We start from the raw sequence: 21,537 nt of genomic DNA, 5'->3' as shown, positions 1-21,537 counted from the left end.
CTGTAACCATACTTTCATGTTTTAGTCATTAATTTGCCATATTAAGGGCCTAATGTGTCGTCATTTTACGTAACAACACAAAATTAAGGCTAAATAATGTTAAAAAAGTACAATGGTAAACACAATGGTAAATTAAGATTATTAACAGTCGCTATGTCCTTGGCACTGTCTTTGGTTATTACTGGCTGTGAATTTGATGCCGATGATGGTGCGCAAGGTGTTTCAGGGAGTAATGGCGCTGATGGTAAAAGCTTACCGCGCGCACTTAATGTTGAAGTGGTTGGCCGTTTTGCTACCGGTACTTACGGAAAAAGTGCTGCTGAAATTGTGCAGTTTCATAAAACATCTAACTCGGCCTTTGCTATTAATGGCGCGGATAATCATATCGAAGTTATTAGCTTAACTAACCTTTCTACTACTGAGGTGGGTAACCCGGTCGCCGATGAAAGTTTACGGTCCAACGCTTTTACTTTCCCGCTTACAGTGACAGTAACTGATCTTGTCGGCTTAGAAAAAACTATTGCTTTAGGTGCGGTGAACTCTATTGCGATTAAAGATGACTTATTAGCCATTGCTGTGGAAGGACAAGTAAAACAAAACAATGGTGCTATATTGTTTTATCATTTAAGCGCGCTAGGTGAAGGCACGTTTATTAAAGCGGTAGAAGTCGGCGCGTTACCTGACATGGTGACCTTTACTCCTGACGGTACTAAAGCTTTAGTTGCGAATGAAGGCGAGCCAAACGCCGATTACTCAAATGATCCTGAAGGCTCTATCTCGGTTATTGCCGTTGCTGAGGCGGTGCCAGCCAATACGGCAACGACTATTAATTTAACCACGGATATCACTTTTAGCGATGACAATTTAAGCGCCACAGATATTGATACGGATGGCAAGCGTATGGCGATTTTAACAACGTCAGGGGTTAAATTTGCTGGACCTGTTGGTAACACCGTCGCTAAGGATTTAGAGCCTGAATACATAACGGTTTCAGAGAACAGTAAAATGGCTTACGTTTCGCTGCAAGAAAACAATGCCATTGGTATTATTAATCTTGACAATCTTACCATCGAAGTTAAAGCCTTAGGTTATAAAGACTGGGGCAAGTATCAATTAGATTTTACTAACAAAGATGCAGTACCTGAGTTTAAAAGCATTAAGGGACTTTATGGCATGTATCAACCCGATACCATTGCCTCGTATACCTGGAACGGGGCGACCTTTATTATCTCTGCTAACGAAGGTGACGCTAGAGATTACGCCGGTTATTCTGAAGAAGTGCGGGTTAAAGATATTATTGATCCGGCTGAGCTCAATAAAACCTTATCAGTTGAGTTACAACAGCAATATGATCAGTCAGGAGGCAAAGATTACTTAGGTCGCTTGAAAGTAACCACTGCGTTAGGTGATGCCGATAATGATAGTGAGTTTGAACAATTATTTGCTTATGGCGCGCGTTCATTCTCTATTTGGGATAAAAATATTAACTTGGTGTTTGATTCAGGAGATGATTTTGGCAAAATTTCAGCCTCTATTCTAGGTAATAATTTTAACGCGGCACACACTGAAAATAAAGGCGATAATCGCTCGGATGATAAAGGTGGAGAACCTGAAGCCATTGACATTGGCACAATAAATGGCAGAACCTATGCGTTTATTGCTCAAGAGCGTGCTGGCGACCTATTTGTTTACGACATCACTAACCCATTTAATACTGCGTTTGTCACACACTATAATAACCGTGACTTTACCATTGATTATAAGATGGATGATGGTTTAGCTGACCCTTGTGATATTAACGCCGGTATGAATTGTAGTCAGGTCAATATGGCAGGTGATTTAGGCCCTGAAAGTATTAAGTTTATATCTGCTATAAATAGCCCAACGAATAAACCGCTATTAATTATTGGTAATGAAGTCTCGGGAACTGTGACGGTTTATCAAGTGACTGAGCAATAAAGCACTATAACAATTTGGATCGTTATAGATTTGCTATCATGGCAAATAAAACCTGCTGAATAGGCAGGTTTTTTTTTGCGTAATAACGTCGGGCGAAACAACCGTGTAATTGCACTATAAAGGTGCATGTGCATCAAAATAAACACGTAATCACTATCCTTTTTTAAAACTATTTTTACCATGAATATTTACACTTTAAGCATTTGAATTAAAAGGTTTATTTTTTATTTCTGTTGGCGTTCGCTTAAGTTGTTGTTGGCATGATATATGCATTTTAGGTATTGTAATGTTTTCATTAATGCTGTTTAGTGAAAACATCACCATATTTTTACTGTTTATTTTATTGTTAAGCTAGCTCATTTTTAGAACGTTTTTTAGGAGATATAATGGATTCAATTCTTGTCATCATTGCCATCTCGCTGGCTATTGCTAGTGTGATAAATATTTTATTAACCAAATTATCCATTTCACATATTATTGGCTACATTATTACGGGTACTGTCGTGAGTACTCTTTTTGATTTTAATGGTAGTAAAAATCTTGATTCTTTAGAGCTTATTGGAGAATTTGGTATTGTTTTTCTCATGTTTACCATTGGTTTAGAAATGTCTTTTTCTAAGTTAGGTAAAATGAAAAAACTAATATTTTTTAATGGCTCTATACAAGTATTACTTAGCTCGTTAACTATCTTTATTATGGCCTATTATGCTTTTAGTCTTGATGCCATATCATCATTAGTTATTTCGCTTTCATTCAGTTTATCTTCAACAGCCATCGTATTACCTTACCTGAAAAAATCAAAAGATATTGTCACTCCTTATGGGACAAAATCAGTCGCTATTTTAGTTTTTCAAGATTTAGCGGTGATCCCTATTTTATTATTGATGAGCTTCCTAGCAAATAATGAACTATCACTAACCGATGTATTATTTAAAACGTTTTTGTATGCGAGTGGTATTATTATTTTCATGTTTACCTTAGGTAAAAAAATTATCGCTTGGTTACTGCATTTTTCATCAAATGCTCGAATGGAGGAGTTATTTTTAAGTTCGGTATTTACCATTGTTTTAGGGACATCATTACTTGCTCATCAAATGGGTTTTACCTATTCATTAGGGGCATTTATAGCAGGTATGATTATTGCTGAAACTAAGTTTCATATTAAAGTAGAATCAGATATCGCTTCTTATAAAGATTTATTCTTAGGCGCGTTTTTCTTTTCCATTGGCACTAAAATAAACATTGAATACTTTATTAATAACCTACATTGGGTGCTAGGTATTTTAGTACTTGTTATGCTAGTAAAAGCCATCATTGTATATAGTTTGATGAAAACACAAGGCAATAAAAGTGACTCAATAAAGTCTGCTATCGCTTTATGTCAAGTAGGGGAATTCTCATTCGCTATTTTTGCACTGGCAATTAATCAAAGTATTATTACTAGTGAGTTAGGTAGTTTTCTTATTTTGATCACCGTATTATCAATGATTTTAACGCCTTTTATGGTGAACAATATTTATAAAATAGCATCACTTTTTGTCGTCGAATTTTTTGAAGCAGATAAGATAGCTACGGTAAATAGAAAAAATCATACCATCATTTGTGGATTTGCTACTTTAGGTAGAATTGTCGCTACTGAGCTTACACAACGTGACGTTAAATTTTTAATTATTTCAGATAACTTACAGCATGTGTTATTGGCGAGAAAGCGAGGTTTTGATGCTTACTTTGGCCATTTAGATAAGCGTCCGGTATTAGAATCACTTAACGTTGAGCAGACTCGTAGTATTATTGTTACAGTGAACACTTTGAAAAATAAACAAATAATCTGTGAAGCTGTGTTGGACTATTATCCCAGTGCCAACTTAGTGGTTAAAGTTAATTCACTTGAAGAAAAGCTTGCCCTAGCAGATATTAATATTAAATCTTTCGTTCATGCGCAACATGAAACAGCCGTACTCTTAGTGAAGCAGAGTATGTCTTGAATTAGCTGAATAGTATTTGAAATTAAGGAGCAGCTAATATTTTTAGATTAGCAACATCACCTGAAGAATTATCGACAGTGATGTTGCTTTTAATAGGTTCATTCTATATCAGGGACAACGCTTTAGATAAAGAGTATACCGAATAAAATAAAGCGGTTGATAGCGCCTATAAAGCAAGGTTATCATAACCTATATCATTATATTTAATGTCATATAACTCCTTTATTGAACTACCACTGAGCTTTCCCATCTTATGATAAACATTACCCATTTTGAACACCCCAAGTTAACCATTAAAAACTGGCAAGTACTTAACAACGAAAGCTGGTGCATTCTGGGGCGAAATGGCTCTGGAAAGCAATACCTTGAACAGTTGTTAACTGGTACTTTATTACCTGGTTCCGTTGGCGATTGTAAACTACCCCACGTCGATAAAGTGGGTATGGTTTCTTTTGAAAGCCAACAAGATGTTTATGAGCATGAATTACAAGTTAATGCGGCTGATTATGCCGCTCCTATTGGTACTAAAGCTAAAGATTTTTTACCGGCAGATAAGCTTAATGACGCGCTTATTAGCGAGTTTGGTTTAAGTCACCGACTTGAAAGTGGTTATCGTCAGTTAAGTACTGGCGAAGGCAGAAAGCTATTAATGCTACAGGCGATATTTAATGGTGTAGAGTTGTTGGTGTGCGACAATCCTTTTGACAGTTTAGATGAAGCCTCTTGTCTTGCCTTATCCGACGCACTAGCGCGATTATCTAAAACAGGTATTAGCGTGTTGCTGCTGCTAAATAACCGACAAGATATTCCAACATGGTGTGAGAATATTGCTTTTATTGAACGAGGTCAGCTTGATGTTCTTGGTAAGCTTGACAGTGATGAAACTAAGCGCCAACTTGATGCGTTACTAACGCCAATGTCTGACCAGGTAAGTTGGCCTACTAACCTACAAGAACTATGCGACTATAAACATGAGCACTTAGTCAAATTAACTCAAGGGAAGGTACAGTATAAAGGTGTTAGTGTTTTTGAAAATTTAGATGTTCATATCAAACCATTGCAACATACCTTAATAACTGGTCCTAATGGTAGCGGTAAATCGACGTTAATGCAGTTAATTACCGGCGATTGTACCCAATGTTATAGCAATGATATCCATGTGTTAGGTTTTAAACGCGGCTCTGGCGAAAGCATTTGGGAACTTAAAAAAGACATGGGCATTGTTAGTGCCGAGCTGCATCGCCAATACCGCGTTAATGGTGATTTGTTATCAGTAGTACTGTCTGGCTTTTATGACTCCATTGGTCTTTATCAACAACCGGAAAAACAGCAAGTCGATATTGCTAAACAGTGGCTAGAAAAAATAGGCCTGTTAGACCAACAACATAGCACTTTTAGAAGTTTAAGTTATGGAGAGCAGCGACTAGCCTTAATCGCTAGAGCTTTGGTTAAATCACCTTATTTATTAATTTTAGACGAACCGACACAGGGGTTAGATGAACTTAACCGACATAGAGTGTTAAACTTCTTAGAGCATTTGGCTGAGCAACAACACAGCACCATGTTATTAGTCAGTCATCGCAAAGATGAGTATTTATCAATTTTTAAGCAACATATAAAGTTGTAAGCTACAATTTTATCGTTAAGTCGTTTTATGACAAGAAAAAAGCAGTCTAGCAAATAGTTACTCGCCCTTTGGGCGCTTGTTATTAATAGTAACTTCGTTAACTGTTTTTTTTAAAATGTAAAGATGAGCTGATCATTAGTTAGATAGGTATAAATTCATAAGGTCACAAAATAAATGCAAGATAAAAAAATTTTAGATAATACCTATAAAAAGTAGCTTTACCGAGGATACTGTTTACAGAGGTATTGAAGTCGATATAATATCAATACTAATTAATCTAGGGGAATATTTTGCCTGCAGTTGTCAATAGTCCATTAAATGAAAACCAATCAAACAAGAATCAGCTAAACAAGAACGTATTTTTTAGCGCTTCATCCATTATTATCGCGCTGTTACTTTATACCGCTTTACTACCTAAACAAGCACAAAGCCTTTTTAATCTTATTCAATCGAACATTATTGAAAATGGTAGTTGGTTTTATGTACTTACCGTTGCCTTTATCTTCTTTTTTGTCGCCTTTTTAGGCCTCTCTCGTTATGGCGATATTCGCCTAGGACCTGATCATTCGACTCCCGACTATTCATTAGGCTCGTGGATCTCTATGTTATTTGCCGCAGGGATGGGCATCGGTTTAATGTTCTTTGGCGTTGCAGAGCCATTAATGCACTATTTATCACCACCAACCGCACAAACGGGTACCGTTGAGGCGGTTAGAGAGGCGATGAAGATGACGTTCTTTCACTGGGGACTTCATGCCTGGGCTATTTATGCCGTTGTTGCCTTAGTATTAGCGTATTTTAGCTATCGCCATAACTTACCGTTGACGTTACGCTCTGCTTTATATCCGTTAATTGGCGATAGAATTTATCAATGGCCAGGACATATAGTCGATGTTTTTGCTGTAGTCAGCACGGTTTTTGGTGTAGCAACATCACTTGGCTTAGGAGCATCACAGGTTAATGCTGGTTTTGGTTACTTGTTCGGTATTGAGGTATCGACCACTAACCAAATAATAATAATGTGTGTGATCACTGGGTTGGCGGTTATATCGGTGGCTACGGGATTAGATAAAGGTATTAAAATTTTATCTGAAACCAATATGGCTTTAGCGATTATTTTGTTGTTACTTATTTTTGTACTTGGCCCAACGGTATTTTTATTGCAAGCTTATTTACAAAATATCGGTGACTACTTAGCAGATATAGTTCACAACACCTTTAACTTATTTGCTTATAAGAAAACTGATTGGATAGGCGGTTGGACTATATTTTACTGGGGCTGGTGGCTTGCTTGGGCACCTTTTGTTGGTTTGTTTATTGCCAGAATATCTCGTGGTCGTACAATTAGAGAGTTTATTATTGGCGTGATGTTGATACCAACAGTATTCACCTTATTTTGGATGACTATTTTCGGTAATAGCGCCATTGATTTAGTGCACAGCCAAGGCGTGGTTGAGCTAGGTGAAATGGTAAGTAAAGACTCATCAGTGGCATTATTTGTCTTTTTGGAAAACTTCCCATTAACCTCAGTGTTATCATTTTTCAGTGTGTTAATGATTATCATCTTCTTTGTCACCTCATGTGATTCTGGTGCAATGGTGGTTGATATGCTCTGTTCACACGGCAGTAATAACACACCGCTATGGCAACGTGTTTATTGGGCGGTTGGCATAGGCATCGTAGCGGGAATATTATTACTTGTTGGTGGACTTAGCGCCTTACAAACTATGACTATTGCTAGTGCCTTACCTTTTACTGTCGTTTTACTACTAGCAATTGTGGGACTGATTAAAGCCTTAAAAGTTGAGGGGTTTAAACAAGAAAGTCAGTTAATAACCCCAATACCGCATTCAGGGGGAGACAATAATGATAGCTGGCAAAACCGTTTAAAGAACGTGGTTGATTTTCCAAACAAGAGCAATGTTAATAAATTTATTAGCAAAATAGTGACACCTGCGCTTGATTCAGTAGCTAAAGAGTTAAGAGAAAACGATATCAATGTTGAAATTTCAGATAACAATGGGCTGAGTTTAGTTATTGATCATGGTGAAGACCAAGCGTTTGTTTACCGAGTATTGGCGCGAAAATATTCACAACCTGATTATGCGAATGAAGAAAATGATGATGAGCAAAGTTATTATCGTGCTGAAGTTCACTTAGTTGAAGGTGGCCAAGATTATGACATTATGGGCTGGTCAAAGACTGCGGTAATTAATGATATTATTGATCAATACCACAAACATTTGCATTTTTTACATTTGCTGCGTTAACCTTTAATCGCTCAAAATAACGACAGTTACTCTAGTGCTAGGGTAGCTGTCGTTACTATTCTTTAATAGCTCACCTTACTTTAGGGGCAAGTGTTCGATATTTTTAAGCATTAAAATGAGTGTCTAGTTAAATGTTCATAATGATAAAGTTAAGGCAATAAAAAAGCACCTAGTCTATGGTGCTTTAGGAATGACTTATTGTTAATAAGTCATTGTTGTTTAGATTAGCTAGATTGATTAGGTTAGCGTTTTTTGAATGTACGAGAGACTAAACCCATAAGAGCTAATACTAATATTGCAGCGGTGGTCGGCTCAGGTACAGCTACAGTATTTATACCATCATCAATAAATGCATAATTTACATACTGGTCAACACATGATGCGTTCATGTTGCTGTATCTATCACTACATGAATTATCTAAGATAAGTGCTGATTTAACGCCTGAAATATAAAAGTCACCATTTTTAAAGTCTTGTGCATAAGGTATGGAAGTCATTCCTAAGCCATATTCATCCATCCATGCTTTAAAATTTATGTCATCTACTACATTTGATATAGTAGAGATAACATAATCTTCGGCATTACCACCAAAAAGAAAAGCTGCAGCTTCTTGTCCAGAATAAGCTATTTGTGTTTGGTCACCCCACTTAGCGCCATCACCGACATGCCAAGAGTCTACGAAAATAAGCCCTGCATTAGCAAAACCACTTATAGATAGAACTAAACCAGCCAAAGCTGCTTTTAACACTTTTATGTTCATATTGAATTCCTTTGTAATACACTTTGTTAAATATAGTAAATTATTTTTATTTTTTAAGGTTAAGCATAAAGTGAGCCAGTAAATATAAAGTCTTTTAGTTCAAATACTTAAGGTGTTTTTAAAATTGTGTTTATCAAAGTCTGTAAAGTAATCAGACAGTTGAATCACCTTTAACAGTAAAACAGTGTTAGCGCTTGTCCTCAGTAACGTATTTAATTTTCAATAAAGGCTGTTAAATCATCATTTACGACATTGTTATTTGCTTATAAAATCAAGCCAAAGCACCAGTAGTCTTATCTATAAAGTATTTAATAAAGTACCGAATAAAAAATTGTGAATAAAAGCTGCATAGCAAAGTGTTAGAGAGGCGAAAAGGCACTCTTAATAGGCTGTTGCTTACTATAAAAACAACCTGTCAAGATTACATATTAGCGCAAGTTACTTTTCGATTAAGTGATTTGTGCCATTTCTAGATTTAAACCTAATGAACAACAGGCCTGTTCCATTTACTACCACCCTTAACAACATTCCTGTATAATCTCACGCATTAAACAATCGCCTTAGTAAAGCTCCTGAGTTTGCAATAAAGGCGTTAAAACCACCATTTATGACGCTGCTCTTCATTAGAAAAAGCACCAGTTACACGATAAGAGTAAGTTGAGACACATATGACCGTAGAACAATTCGACCCAAGCACAAGCAATTCAGCCGCAAGCCAAACAACCACGTTAGACATTCCCTCTAAAATGATTGAAGAGCAACACCAAGAAGTTGTTACCTCACATCCAGAAGCAAATCGCGCTGCAAAGGTAGGCTTCGTCAGTCTAGGTTGTCCAAAGAACTTAGTAGATAGTGAGCGCATACTTACTCAACTTCGTACTGAAGGTTATGATGTTACTAACAGTTACGATGATGCAGAACTTGTTATTGTAAATACCTGTGGTTTTATTGATTCAGCCGTACAAGAGTCCCTTGATACGATAGGTGAAGCGTTAGCGGCAAATGGCAAAGTGCTTGTTACTGGTTGTTTAGGCGTTAAAAAAGACGAAATTATTGAACTGCATCCTAATGTGTTAGGTGTTACAGGCCCGCATGCTTACGATGAAGTCTTAACGCAAGTACATAAGCATGTCGCTAAACCAGTACATAATCCGTTTATTGATTTAGTGCCAGCGCAGGGTATTAAATTAACGCCTAAGCATTATGCGTATTTGAAAATATCAGAAGGGTGTAACCACCGTTGTACCTTCTGTATTATTCCTTCTATGCGTGGCGATTTAGACTCTCGTCCTATTGGTGATGTGTTAGGTGAAGCTAAACGTTTAGTTGATGCTGGCGTTAAAGAGTTATTGGTTATCTCGCAAGACACTTCTGCTTACGGTGTTGATGTTAAACACAAAACAGATTTTTGGGATGGTATGCCCGTTAAAACACATATGCAGCAGTTATGTGAAGAGTTAGCTAAGCAGGGCGTTTGGATCCGTTTGCATTATGTTTATCCTTATCCGCACGTAGATAAAATTATTCCATTGATGGCACAAGGTAAAATACTACCGTATTTAGATATTCCTTTTCAGCATGCTAATAAACGCATTTTAAAATTAATGAAACGTCCTGGTAGCTCAGATAAGGTATTAGAGCGCATTGCTGCATGGCGTGAAATTTGTCCTGAGCTAGTTATTCGTTCAACGTTTATTGTTGGTTTCCCCGGTGAAACAGAAGAAGAGTTTGAAGAGCTATTAGACTTTTTAGAAGAAGCACAATTAGACCGCGTTGGTTGTTTTAAATATTCACCCGTTGAAGGCGCTACTGCAAACGCATTGCCTGATCATGTTTCAGATGAGGTGATGGAAGATAGACTGCAACGTTTTATGGCGGTACAGGCGAAAATAAGTAGCGACAAACTACAAGCCCGTATTGGTCAAGAGTATCTTATTCTTGTGGATGAAGTGAACGACCTTGGTATTGTTGGGCGCTCTTACATGGATGCGCCAGAAGTAGATGGTAAAGTGTATTTATCAGATGATTTTGATGCTAAGCCAGGCGACAAGCTTTGGGTACAAATTATTCATGCCGATGAGCATGATGTTTGGGGCGTTCGCGTAGAAGATTAATAGGTTTAGCGACTCTTTTATAAGGTGTTAATTAGCTGTAACGCTAATTAACACCTTACTTAACATTATCTTCCCCAGTTAAACCTCACGAGTAAAAAGCTATATCTTTAGCTAGCAGAATGTTTATAAGGTTTCAGTATGAAAGTTATTGCGTTTATTAGAGAAAAAAAAAGAAATTTACAACATCAAAATGATCAATTTATCGCTAAATTAGAGCCTAAATTTAAAAACTTGTCGGATTTGTTTACTCATAAAATCAGTATGCCTTTTAAAAATACGCTCAATAATCCGTGGTTCTCACAATTTAGCCCTGTTGACGTCGAAGAAAGTAAGCCAGAGGAAGTGTTAATACAAGTCCCTGAGGCTGAAAAAACCTATAACAGTTTGCTTGAACAATTAGATACCGTGACTTTTATCGGAGAGTGGCATTCGGTAGAGCAAGAGTGCATTGACCAATTTGCCGAAGTCACTGGTGATAAACAGTGGATCCATACCGACCCTATACGCGCCGCAAAAGAATCACCTTTTAAAGCAACCATAGCACACGGGTTTTTAACGTTATCACTCATTCCTAAATTAACTAACTCAGTGAGTTTAGAAAGTAACCCTTACCCTGAAGCAAAAATGGTTATTAACTTTGGTTTAAATCAGGTGCGCTTTCCTTATCCGATTAAATCAGGCACCCGTGTTAGAGCCAGTATCAAACTAGTGAAACTAGTACCGATGAAACGCAGTATTGAATTGGTGAACGAAGTCAGTATTGAAGTTGAAAACAGTAAACGTTTAGCCTGTGTTGCTGAAACGGTATTACGGATATATTTTTAAGCGTAGGGATAAAGGCGTCGACAAGCACAGCTTTATCCCTAATCTCTCTTTATTTAACTAGCTTATTGACCAGCTTTTAGCATTTCCCAATACTTGTTATATAGTTTATTGGCTTCACCTACGTCACTAAAAAACTCACCTTGTTCGACAATCTCTTTAGGTGGAAAAATAGTTTTATTATTACGTAGTGCTTCATCTAACAGGGCGATACCAGCGGTATTAGGTGTTGCATAACCTAGGTATTCAACTGTACGTTTGGCAACCTCAGGACGTAACATAAAGTCAATGAATTTATGGGCATTGTCTTTATTTTTAGCGCCAACAGGTATAGCAAAACTGTCGACCCAAATTGCCGCCCCTTCTTTTGGATAAATATACTCAATAGCGCTGTCTTCTTCTTGCGCCATGATAACTTCACCGTTCCATATCATCCCCAAACTAACATCACCGGCTAAAAAGGGCTCTCTTGGTGCATCTGAATTAAAAACTAAGACATTAGGCATCAATTTTAGTAATAGTTCATAAGCTTGCTTAATTTCAGTTTCTGAGGTCGAGTTGGTCGAGTGACCATTGACTCTTAATGCCATATGAAAAACTTCACGTACATCATCAGTTAATAATAAACTATTACGCCATTTTTTATCCCAAAGATCCTGCCAAGCAGTAATACTTTGTCGATCAATGTCGTTGCTATTAATACCTATAGCAGTGCTGCCCCATACGTATGGCACACTGTACTTATTTTTGGGATCATAATCTTTATCTAATAAGGTTGACTCTAACAAACTAAAATTGGCGAGTTTTTTAGTATCAATAGGGTATAACAAACCTTCTTTTGACATTTTTGCAATAAAATAGGCTGAGGGCACAATAATGTCGTAACCTTTGCCATTTTGCAGTTTCAACTTGGAATACATGACTTCATTACTTTCGTAGGTATTGTATTCCACCTCAATGCCCGTTTCTTTGGTAAATTGCGCTAATACACCTTCAGGAATGTATTCTGTCCAGTTATAAATTACTATTTTTTCAGCCGCGACAGCTGAGAATGCAACACTGAATAATAAGTAAACTCCGGTTGCTATTTTGGTTAGGGTTTTAAATGTCACTATTTTTCCTCTTAATAAGTAATGAAACTACAGTAATAGCGGTTAATGATATAACCAGCAGTATAGTTGCTAATGCGTTAACTTCCGGCGATACGCCAACTTTTACCATTGAAAATACCCGTATTGGTAATATTTCAAATCCTGGGCCGCTGACAAACGAGCTTATGATCACATCATCAAGTGACAAGGTGAAGCTTAATAACCAGCCTGCTAAAACAGCAGGTAAAATCATAGGAAAGATAATTACGCTAAATATTTTACTTTCAGAGGCTCCTAGATCTTGCGCGGCTTCTATTATATTTTCATCGAACCCTTTCAACTGGCTATAGACAGTGATCACCACAAATGGCAAACAAAAGGTAATATGAGCAATTAACAATGACCAAAAGCCAAGTTGAATACCCAAAGCAATAAATATAATTAAAAAAGTAATGGCTAAAACAATATCGGGCGACATCATTAAAATAAATAACATACTACCCGCGACATTTTTAAATCGAAATTTATAGCGATGAATAGCCAAAGCCATTAGTGTGCCTAGTATGGTGGCAATAAACGCGGTTAATACCGCGATAGTAATTGAATTAACAAACGCATCCATCAAGCCAGTATTATGCCAAAGCTTTTCGTACCATTTCCATGAAAATGCTTTCCAATGGTAGCCATATTTTGATTGATTAAATGAGTTGGTGATCAATACCACCATGGGCAAATACAAATATAAAAATACGCTAATAATAAACAGAGGTTTAAAGATTCTCATCGTCTAGCCCTCCTTTTTGCTGAATATAACTATTTGCTCTGTGGTAAATAGCTAATAATGCGGCCATAAGGACAATTAAAAATACGCTAAAGGCGGAGCCAAATGGCCAATCTCGTACCACTAAAAATTGATTTTTAATGACATTACCTAATAATAACGTTTTTGCACCACCTAAAATATCGGCGACATAAAACATGCCCATTGCGGGTAAAAAAACCATCAAAGAACCGGCAATAATACCGGGTGCGGTTAATGGTAAAATAATATGGATAAAACGATTTACTGCCGAAGCACCTAAATCTCTGCCGACTTCAATTAAGTTTTTGTCTAATTTGTCAAAACTAGCCATTAATGGCAGCACCATAAAAGGTAGTAAGATATAGACCAAGCCAATGACAACAGCAAAATCGGTATAGAGTATTTGTAATGGTGTATCAATAATATTAGTCGTTAACAAAAAGCTATTAATAATGCCTTTTTTACCAATGATCATTTTAATGGCATATATTCTAATTAAACTGTTGGTCCAAAACGGCACTACCATTAAAAACAGCAGTACAACACGTAATGTTGGCGTCATGTTGGATAAAAAATAGGCGAAAGGATAGCCTATCAGTAAACAGATAACCGTGGTTGTGCCAGAAAGCAGTAAGCTATCCCAAAAAATGTTAGCGTATATCGGCTCAAAAATACGAGTATAGTTATCTAGCGTTATTGGCCATACTACTAAGTGCTCGCTATCAGGTGACAAGATACTGGTGAGCAACACCATTAAGTGGGGTAATAATACAAATAGCGTTAACCAGCTTAAGGTTAACGTAATGACCACTCTACGAAAGTTGATCAGTGATGAAAAAGTAGAGATATTCAACGTTCGTCGGCCTTTATTACATGTTCCCAACCGTGTACCCAGTTAACCCATACTTTTTGATTAATATTGTAATCAAAGTCAGGATCGTCTTCATTAAAAAATTCACTAATCCCGAGGATGTGGCCATTATCTAATTGAATAACCGAGTCTAATGTTTTACCCGTATAATTTCGTTCTATAATTTTACCAACAAAACCAGGTTCTTGCGGCGCATCTTCGCTATACATCACGCGTAAATCTTCAGGGCGTAAAATAACATTAACGTGTTCATCAACTGCAAATTTGTGATCTGCCGTAATCTTCCATTGAAGGCCATAAATTTCAGCTATGTATTGATAGTTATCTAAACATTGAGTGATTTTAGCTTTAAAAATATTACTTTCGCCAATAAAGCGGGCAACAAATAAGTTTACCGGTGATTCATAAATTTCACGCGGTGTGCCTATCTGCTGAGCTTGTCCATTATTGATCACTAAAACGCGATCAGACATGGTTAATGCTTCTTCTTGATCATGGGTAACATAAACAAAAGTAATATTTAATTGTCGCTGAATACGCTTAAGCTCGTTTTGCATTTGTTGACGTAATTTATAATCAAGCGCACTTAAAGACTCATCTAACAACAGTACTTTAGGGCGGTTAATAATCGCTCTGGCAATGGCGACACGTTGTTTTTGACCACCAGACAACTGGTGTGGTTTACGGTTTTCAAAGCCGTCAAGTTGCACTACAGATAATGCTTCATGTACCCGTTGCTTTATCTCAGCTTTATCCACACCTGACATTTTCAAACCAAAAGCAATGTTGTCATAAATAGACATATGGGGAAACAACGCATAACTTTGAAAGACTGTATTAGTGGGTCTGTGCTCTGCAGGTAGGTTGCCTATGTCTTGCCCATCTAATACCACACAGCCGTGATCGGGTTGTTCAAATCCGGCGATTAAGCGAAGAATGGTGGTTTTGCCACAACCAGATGGACCAAGAATGGTAAAAAATTCACCATCGTTAATGGTGAGGTCAAACTCACGTAATATTTCTTGATTTTGATAACGTTTTGACACGCTATTAAATGATAAAAAAGCAGACTGGGTCAATGGACTTATCTCATTGTTATAATTAATAGGAAAAACAGTGTTGCGGGTAAATTTTAAGTCATTTAACCACGGTAATAAACAAGAGCCTAACTAGAAAGCGAATTAGGCTGGTTTGATTAGCTGAAATAAAGGTTACAATAGAGTGCGCTCTATATTGTAGGTAAGTATAAAGCTAGTTGTACCTATTATATAGAATAGAGCGAATTTAAAAAACAGTAAATATGACTTAGCAATAGTCATAAGTTGCCTTATTAAGTGCTCGTTTTAGTAAAGGGGGTCAGTAAAGGTATTTGCCTCGATATTATTCGAGGCGTTAGTCTTATTTTAGCATTGACTTAGCTTTTATTATTAATCCCAGTCATCATAATTAGCATCATCAAACTTACTAAATATTCGTTCTTGTTGTAGGTATGTTACTTTCTTTTTAGCCAAAAAGTTACGCTTACTGGTATGTTTAGAGCTTTTTTTAGCACTTTCATTTACAGCTAAGTTAACCTCAGTAATATGATTAAACTCGTTTGAATATTCTTCGTTATCAAAGTCAACGTCGTTTGAGGGTACTTCATAATTAAAATTAATGGTCATTGTTCCGTTACCAAAAGATAATCACTTTTAAAATTCAATAATCTATCTTTTTACTCAATAAGAAAAGAAAAATATTTTTAGCTTAACGATAAAATATTTTTCACTCTGTTTTGATGGGTAGTAATATTTTACATAGCATCTAAGTTGTTTTTTGGGCGATTAGACTAAACCATAACCATAACCATAGCATCATCAGGGAAGTCTTCTTTAGGCGCTATAGCATGCGTTATAGAGAAATAATTGCCATCGTTACACATCATGCCTTGTGTGAATTGCTACTATCTAACGCCACGTTTACTGGTATTGACCTCACTATCAAGCGTTCTTGACAGCGACACTATCAAATATGGCCACTCGCTAAAACAGGGGTAAGCCAATATTTTAATTTAGTATGATGGCAAACATTGGTTAAGCTTGCTGTTAACTTGTCAATATCGATGGCGAAGATCAGCACTTCAAATTGAAAATATGCCCGATACCCTTCAACCTGTTCAGCAACATCAAACAAACTGTGTTCTTTGCTATAGCCATGAATAGTTTTTAAATTAAAACCAGTAATATTGGGTAAGGCCATTAAGGTATCGACTACCTCATCTTTTAACTCAGTAGGTACATTGACGGTGAATATCACTTGATCAGGCATGTCTTTTCTCCAGCCAGCAGTAAAAAATAGGTAACAAATATAAAGTAGTAATAGTTGATGTTATGAGTCCGCCTATTACTACTATTGCTAGCGGTCTTTGAATTTCAGCCCCTGGACCTGTGGCAAAAACAAGTGGCATTAAGCCAAACATAGCAGTGGTCGCCGTCATTAACACGGGTCTAAGCCGACGACTAGCGCCTTCAATGATCCTTGTTGTTAACTGGTTCGCTAAGAATTTGGTTTGTTCAAAATAGCTCACCATCACAATGCCATTTAATACTGCTATGCCAAGCAGCGCGATAAAACCAACGGATGCAGGCACAGATAAGTATTCTTGACTGATATATAAAGAAATGATGCCGCCCATTAACGCGAAAGGGATGTTGGCAATAATCAAGGTCGATTTAGCGACAGAATTAAACGTGGTAAATAAAATAATAAAAATTAAGATTAAAGCTACAGGGATCAACAGTAATAAGTTGTTTGTTGCCCGTTGTTGGCTTTCAAATTCACCACCAAAAGATAAACTGTAGCCGGTAGGCAGCTCAATTGTATTATAAATTTTGCTTTCTAATTCATTAACGTAACTTACTACGTCTCGGTTAGTAATATTGACACTGACCGAGGCAAATCTATTGCCTTTCTCTCGTTCAATAAGTAACGGACCCGTCTTAAAACTAATCTGCGCTATTTGTGCTAAAGGCACTAAAATATTATTAGGCATAAGTATCAATTGTTGTTTAAGTGCTTCAATAGAGGAGAGTTGCCCTTGATGAGTGACGGTGTCTTTGCTGCCATTAAAAACGATAGGCACAATACGATTACCTTCAAGGAGTGACGATATTTGTAGCCCCTCAAGCTGAGATTTTAAATAATCACTTAACGCTTGTGTTGATAAGTTAAATTGACTAGCCACTTCAGGAATAAGTTTGATGTTTACATATTTACCCCCTTCAATTAAGGCCATTTTTACATCTGACGCGCCAGAAATTGCTTGTGATAAGCCCGCTATTTTTTCTGCTATCGCAGCGAGCGTATGCATATCGTTACCAAATACCTTTATTGAAATGTCGCCGGTACCGCCGGTTAACATTTCTGAAACGCGCATTTGAATTGGCTGGGTAAATCCTACTGTCATACCGGGATAACTTTTAAGCGTTGCTCGTATATTTTCAATTAGCTGTGCTTTTGTCGCAAACCGCCACTGCGCTTTAGGTGCGAGCTCCATAAAGATATCGGTTTCATTTAGCCCCATAGGATCTAAGCCCAGCTCGTCTGAACCCGTACGGGCAACAATTTGTACTATTTCAGGGATGTTTGCTAACAGTGCTTTTTCAATCTGTTTATCGATATCGACCGAGGCAGCTAATGAAATACTGGGGGATTTTTCCAGTTGTACAATGATGTCTCCCTCATCTAATGTTGGCATAAAGCTTTTTCCTAATCCTTGAAAAAGAAAAATGCTAACAATAAATATACTTAACGACAATAGGGTGATAATGAGCGGTTTATTAATAACATTTGCGAGTGTCTTTACATAAAAATGTTGCAGGGCAGTCACTAGTTTAGGCTGGGTTACTGGGCCGTCTTTTAATAATAAAGAGGCCAATACCGGGATAATAGTTAGAGATAACAGTAGCGCGCTGATCATGGCAAAAACAATGGTAAGCGCTACCGGTTTAAATAGCTTCCCCTCTAAACCTGATAGCATGAGTAAAGGAGAAAAAACAATAATAATGATAATGGTGCCTGAAAATACCGGCGTCGCTACTTCTTTACAGGCACGAAAAATAACATGCAACCTAGGTAAGTGCTGATTATTAGATAATCGATTGACGATATTTTCCACAATAACCACGGAAGAGTCTACTAACATACCAATGGCGATAACTAAGCCACCCAAGCTCATTAAATTTGCTGATAGCTCAAATTGTTTCATTAAAATAAAAGTCACTAACGCTGCCATGGGCAGTGAAAGAGAGACAACCAGTGAGGATCGAATGTCACCTAAAAATATAGCCAGCAGTATTATGACCAATATTACCGCTTGCGCTAATGCGTTGGTTATTGTGTTTATTGCCGTATCTATTAGGGTAGATCGGTCATAAAAAACATTAATTTTAGTACCTTTAGGTAGCGAGGCCTCTATGTCATTGAGTTTACTTTTTACCTGGGTGATGACTTGTGCGGTATTACTGTTCTTTAAGGCAATAATTAAGCCTTGAGTGGCTTCATTACCATTTTTAGTGACCGCGCCATAACGCGTTAATGCACCTTCGGAAATGGTGGCAATATCGCTAAGGCGAATAACCTTGTTATTGGCTGTTTTTATCACCATTGATTTTATGTCATTTATATCTGAAAACTTACCTTCAGTTCTGAGTATTAACGCATCATTGCCTTTTATTAGACGCCCAATACCACCATTTTGATTTAACAAAGCAATGGACGTTTCAATATCATTAAATGAAATATTATATTGCTGCATAAATAAAATATTAGGCACTATTTGATAGGTTTTAACAAAGCCACCTAAGCTATTAACATCAGCAACGCCGGGCACGGTTCTTAGTAATGGTCGAATATGCCAATCAAGTAAGGTGCGTTTTTCTGTCAGTGATAACGTTGGGTTATCAACCGTGAACATAAACACTTCGCTTAGTGGCGTACTCATTGGCGCCATGCCGCCACTGATATTACTTGGCAGAGACGGCATTATATTCATCAATCGCTCATTGACTTGTTGTCTTGCCCAGTAAATGTCGGTGCCATTTTTAAAATCAATGGTGATATCTGTGATTGAATATTTTGTCGTTGAACGCAGCATTTCTTGTGCGGGTATGCCAAGTAACTCAGTTTCTATTATCCTAGTTACTTGTGATTCAATTTCAACGGCGTTCATACCCGGTAGTTTGAGGACTATTTTAACTTGCGTAGGTGATATTTCAGGGAAAGCATCAATAGGTATATTGAGCCATGCTTTGCCACCAGTAATCATCGCTATGGCAACAAAAACACAAACGAATAAGCGCTGAGTAAGCGAGAACTTTATTAATAAATTTAGCATTACTCTGCTCCTAAATTCAGCAAGTGCCCCTGCAATATACTCACTGAGCTGGTCAGCGCTTTTTCACCTTCAAGACTTTTATCTTTAAGGGGATGCGTGCTAGTAAAATAATAATGGTCGTATTTTTCGCCTAATAAGTTGACGTTGATGATGGCTAAGTCTTTGTCTGATTTAATGGCGAGGTAGTTGTTATTTTCAAATTCAAAGATAGCCGATTTATTGACGCTGTAACCGTTAAATTTTTGTATAGGAGTCACGGTAATAATTTCACCAAGGGTTAACTTACATTCACTACCTTTACTAGGGGATGCCCATAATGTTTGGTGATATTTGCTAACAATATCTTCCACACTGTTAATGGTTAACTGGCAATTAGCGCTTACTTGTAAGTGAGATAATGACGAAATATTAAGAGTTGGTAATGATATTTTTACTTGAATAGCGCTGGGATCTATTAGGTCAAAGGCAGGCATCCCTAGGAGTCTGTTACTTGAATACATGCTGGTTTTTACTATGCCAGCTTTAGGGCTGATTAGGGTAACCTGACCATTTTCATCTTGATGTAAAAAAGTCATTTGATGATGAAGGTGCTCAAAGTTTAACTTGGCTTCAAAATAGGTTTTGGTGATGGCTACCCATTCAGCGTTTTTGATGATGTTATTTTCAGCGTATTTTTTATTCGCTTGAAAATTATTTTCTGATACCGCTAATAGTTTTTTAGCTAAGGTATACTCTTCAAAAAAATGTGCGACTTCATAGCCCTCTACCGAAGCGACAGTCGCGCCTTTTTTTATTAAGCTACCATTTTTTACATGGTAATGGATACGTTGTACATTAAAGGGTAAGTTTATAGAATAATTTTCACCTGACTTAATGTTAACTTCACCGATCGCCTGTTGGCCTTCAATAGAATTAACTTTTTCTATCGTTGAAAACTTAGCATCAAACCCCCCTAGTGTTGATAGTGCTATGTTGTCTATTGGAGCAAAAGAAAATGCCATCGATGTTTGAAGTAGCGCAATAATTGATAGCGAAAAGAGTATAAATTGACGGTTAAAATGACTTGCTATGTTTGTCATAAAATAGAACACCATGTGAGTAATGTCATACGGTAATAAGTAATTCATTAGTAAGTTTAATCATTAGTAAGTTTGATGAATATCAGTATGACTTTTTTTTGCGTTGAATCATTAGGCATAAGCTGGTTCTTAGCTATACTTTTGTTTTTTTTATCGTATAGTACATATGTCCATTGATTTTTTAAGTCTTTATTAATTAAGACTTTATTTTTTATTATTAGATGATGAGGTTTTTTGTGAAAAATAGTGTTATTACTATCATTTTGTTAATTATAATGGTGTTGAATTTTTTTGATGTACTCACTGATATAACGTTGGGAGCTCCTCGCTGGCATATAATCTCTGAAAGTATCATTGTGCTTGTATCAGCTTTTGGTGTCATATTTTTGATTGAAGAGATGAAAGCGCGTACATTAGATATTGTTAATTTGAAAAAAGAGTTAATGGTTTCAGATGATAAATTAAATAATATTACAGAAGAAATGAAAAATGCTCGCCATGAATATAGTGCCGTTATTCATACTCAGTTTGAACGTTGGTCACTGACACCAAGCGAGCAAGCTGTGGCAATGTTTCTATTAAAAGGGCTTAGTTTTAAAGAAATAAGTAGTGTAAGGGACACTAAAGAAAAAACAGTGAGACAACAGGCATCCGTTATTTACAGTAAAGCTAATGTAGGAGGAAGGCACGAGTTCGCCGCCTGGTTTTTTGAAGATTTTATTCAGCCGATGGCTTCATGTTAAGCTTTGTTTATTAGGTTTTATTAGGAACCTATTTATCAT

16 protein-coding genes are annotated in these 21,537 nt (G+C 36.9%); 7 read left to right on the top strand and 9 right to left on the bottom strand.

Going from position 1 to position 21,537, the window contains the following annotated elements:
* Positions 1 to 96: 96 nt before the first annotated feature.
* The 4 genes from FCS21_RS05820 to FCS21_RS05805 all read left to right on the top strand — a co-directional run bounded on the left by FCS21_RS05820 (position 97) and on the right by FCS21_RS05805 (position 7,841).
* On the top strand, positions 97 to 1,959 hold the full coding sequence (locus FCS21_RS05820; RefSeq protein ID WP_138621346.1) for a choice-of-anchor I family protein: 1,863 nt from the start codon (positions 97 to 99) through the stop codon (positions 1,957 to 1,959).
* Between the two features lie 386 nt (positions 1,960 to 2,345).
* Positions 2,346 to 3,944: a cation:proton antiporter domain-containing protein gene (locus FCS21_RS05815; RefSeq protein ID WP_138621344.1), complete on the top strand. Its 1,599-nt coding sequence runs from the start codon at positions 2,346 to 2,348 to the stop codon at positions 3,942 to 3,944.
* A 253-nt stretch (positions 3,945 to 4,197) separates the two neighbouring features.
* Positions 4,198 to 5,571: an ATP-binding cassette domain-containing protein gene (locus tag FCS21_RS05810; protein ID WP_138621342.1), complete on the top strand. Its 1,374-nt coding sequence runs from the start codon at positions 4,198 to 4,200 to the stop codon at positions 5,569 to 5,571.
* 290 nt (positions 5,572 to 5,861) lie between these two features.
* Positions 5,862 to 7,841: a BCCT family transporter gene (locus FCS21_RS05805; protein ID WP_138621340.1), complete on the top strand. Its 1,980-nt coding sequence runs from the start codon at positions 5,862 to 5,864 to the stop codon at positions 7,839 to 7,841.
* 242 nt (positions 7,842 to 8,083) lie between these two features.
* Here FCS21_RS05805 and FCS21_RS05800 read toward each other — a convergent pair whose 3' ends face one another.
* A complete protein-coding gene (locus tag FCS21_RS05800; protein WP_138621337.1) occupies positions 8,084 to 8,602 on the bottom strand; it encodes a PEP-CTERM sorting domain-containing protein in 519 nt (172 codons plus the stop codon).
* Between the two features lie 668 nt (positions 8,603 to 9,270).
* Here FCS21_RS05800 and rimO point away from each other — a divergent pair.
* Entirely contained in the window at positions 9,271 to 10,716 is a 1,446-nt protein-coding gene (gene rimO, locus FCS21_RS05795) for a 30S ribosomal protein S12 methylthiotransferase RimO (protein WP_138621335.1), read from the top strand.
* Positions 10,717 to 10,854: 138 nt separating this feature from the next.
* Complete coding sequence (locus tag FCS21_RS05790) at positions 10,855 to 11,541, top strand: MaoC family dehydratase (protein ID WP_138621333.1); 687 nt, start codon at positions 10,855 to 10,857, stop codon at positions 11,539 to 11,541.
* A 62-nt stretch (positions 11,542 to 11,603) separates the two neighbouring features.
* Here the strand turns inward: FCS21_RS05790 and FCS21_RS05785 are convergent, their stop codons facing one another.
* The 8 genes from FCS21_RS05785 to FCS21_RS05750 form a co-directional block, all read right to left on the bottom strand.
* The gene (locus FCS21_RS05785; protein WP_246047047.1) at positions 11,604 to 12,650 is read right to left on the bottom strand and encodes an extracellular solute-binding protein; all 1,047 of its coding nucleotides are present in this window, start codon (positions 12,648 to 12,650) and stop codon (positions 11,604 to 11,606) included.
* Positions 12,640 to 13,413, bottom strand: a complete 774-nt coding sequence (gene potC, locus FCS21_RS05780) for a spermidine/putrescine ABC transporter permease PotC (protein WP_138621331.1) — start codon at positions 13,411 to 13,413, stop codon at positions 12,640 to 12,642. Before potC ends, FCS21_RS05785 begins: the two co-directional genes overlap by 11 nt.
* Complete coding sequence (potB, locus tag FCS21_RS05775) at positions 13,400 to 14,284, bottom strand: spermidine/putrescine ABC transporter permease PotB (protein ID WP_246047045.1); 885 nt, start codon at positions 14,282 to 14,284, stop codon at positions 13,400 to 13,402. Before potB ends, potC begins: the two co-directional genes overlap by 14 nt.
* Positions 14,281 to 15,381, bottom strand: a complete 1,101-nt coding sequence (gene potA / locus FCS21_RS05770; protein ID WP_171035640.1) for a spermidine/putrescine ABC transporter ATP-binding protein PotA — start codon at positions 15,379 to 15,381, stop codon at positions 14,281 to 14,283. Before potA ends, potB begins: the two co-directional genes overlap by 4 nt.
* Before the next feature lie 348 nt (positions 15,382 to 15,729).
* Entirely contained in the window at positions 15,730 to 15,966 is a 237-nt protein-coding gene (locus FCS21_RS05765; RefSeq protein ID WP_138621326.1) for a hypothetical protein, read from the bottom strand.
* Between the two features lie 340 nt (positions 15,967 to 16,306).
* A complete protein-coding gene (locus FCS21_RS05760; RefSeq protein ID WP_118056111.1) occupies positions 16,307 to 16,609 on the bottom strand; it encodes a DUF3240 family protein in 303 nt (100 codons plus the stop codon).
* A complete protein-coding gene (locus tag FCS21_RS05755; protein WP_138621324.1) occupies positions 16,602 to 19,676 on the bottom strand; it encodes an efflux RND transporter permease subunit in 3,075 nt (1,024 codons plus the stop codon). The genes FCS21_RS05760 and FCS21_RS05755 overlap by 8 nt, the downstream gene beginning before the upstream one ends.
* The gene (locus FCS21_RS05750; RefSeq protein WP_246047044.1) at positions 19,676 to 20,755 is read right to left on the bottom strand and encodes an efflux RND transporter periplasmic adaptor subunit; all 1,080 of its coding nucleotides are present in this window, start codon (positions 20,753 to 20,755) and stop codon (positions 19,676 to 19,678) included. Before FCS21_RS05750 ends, FCS21_RS05755 begins: the two co-directional genes overlap by 1 nt.
* Positions 20,756 to 20,991: 236 nt before the next feature.
* On the opposite strand from FCS21_RS05750, the gene FCS21_RS05745 reads away from it, so the two are divergent.
* Entirely contained in the window at positions 20,992 to 21,498 is a 507-nt protein-coding gene (locus FCS21_RS05745; protein ID WP_138621322.1) for a helix-turn-helix transcriptional regulator, read from the top strand.
* Positions 21,499 to 21,537: the final 39 nt, after the last annotated feature.

Origin of the sequence: Colwellia ponticola (assembly GCF_005885605.1) — a bacterium.
In the GTDB taxonomy this organism is placed as follows: domain Bacteria; phylum Pseudomonadota; class Gammaproteobacteria; order Enterobacterales; family Alteromonadaceae; genus Colwellia; species Colwellia ponticola.
The sequence above is the reverse complement of the archived record's forward strand: the minus strand, read 5'-3'. Positions and strand labels throughout refer to the sequence as shown.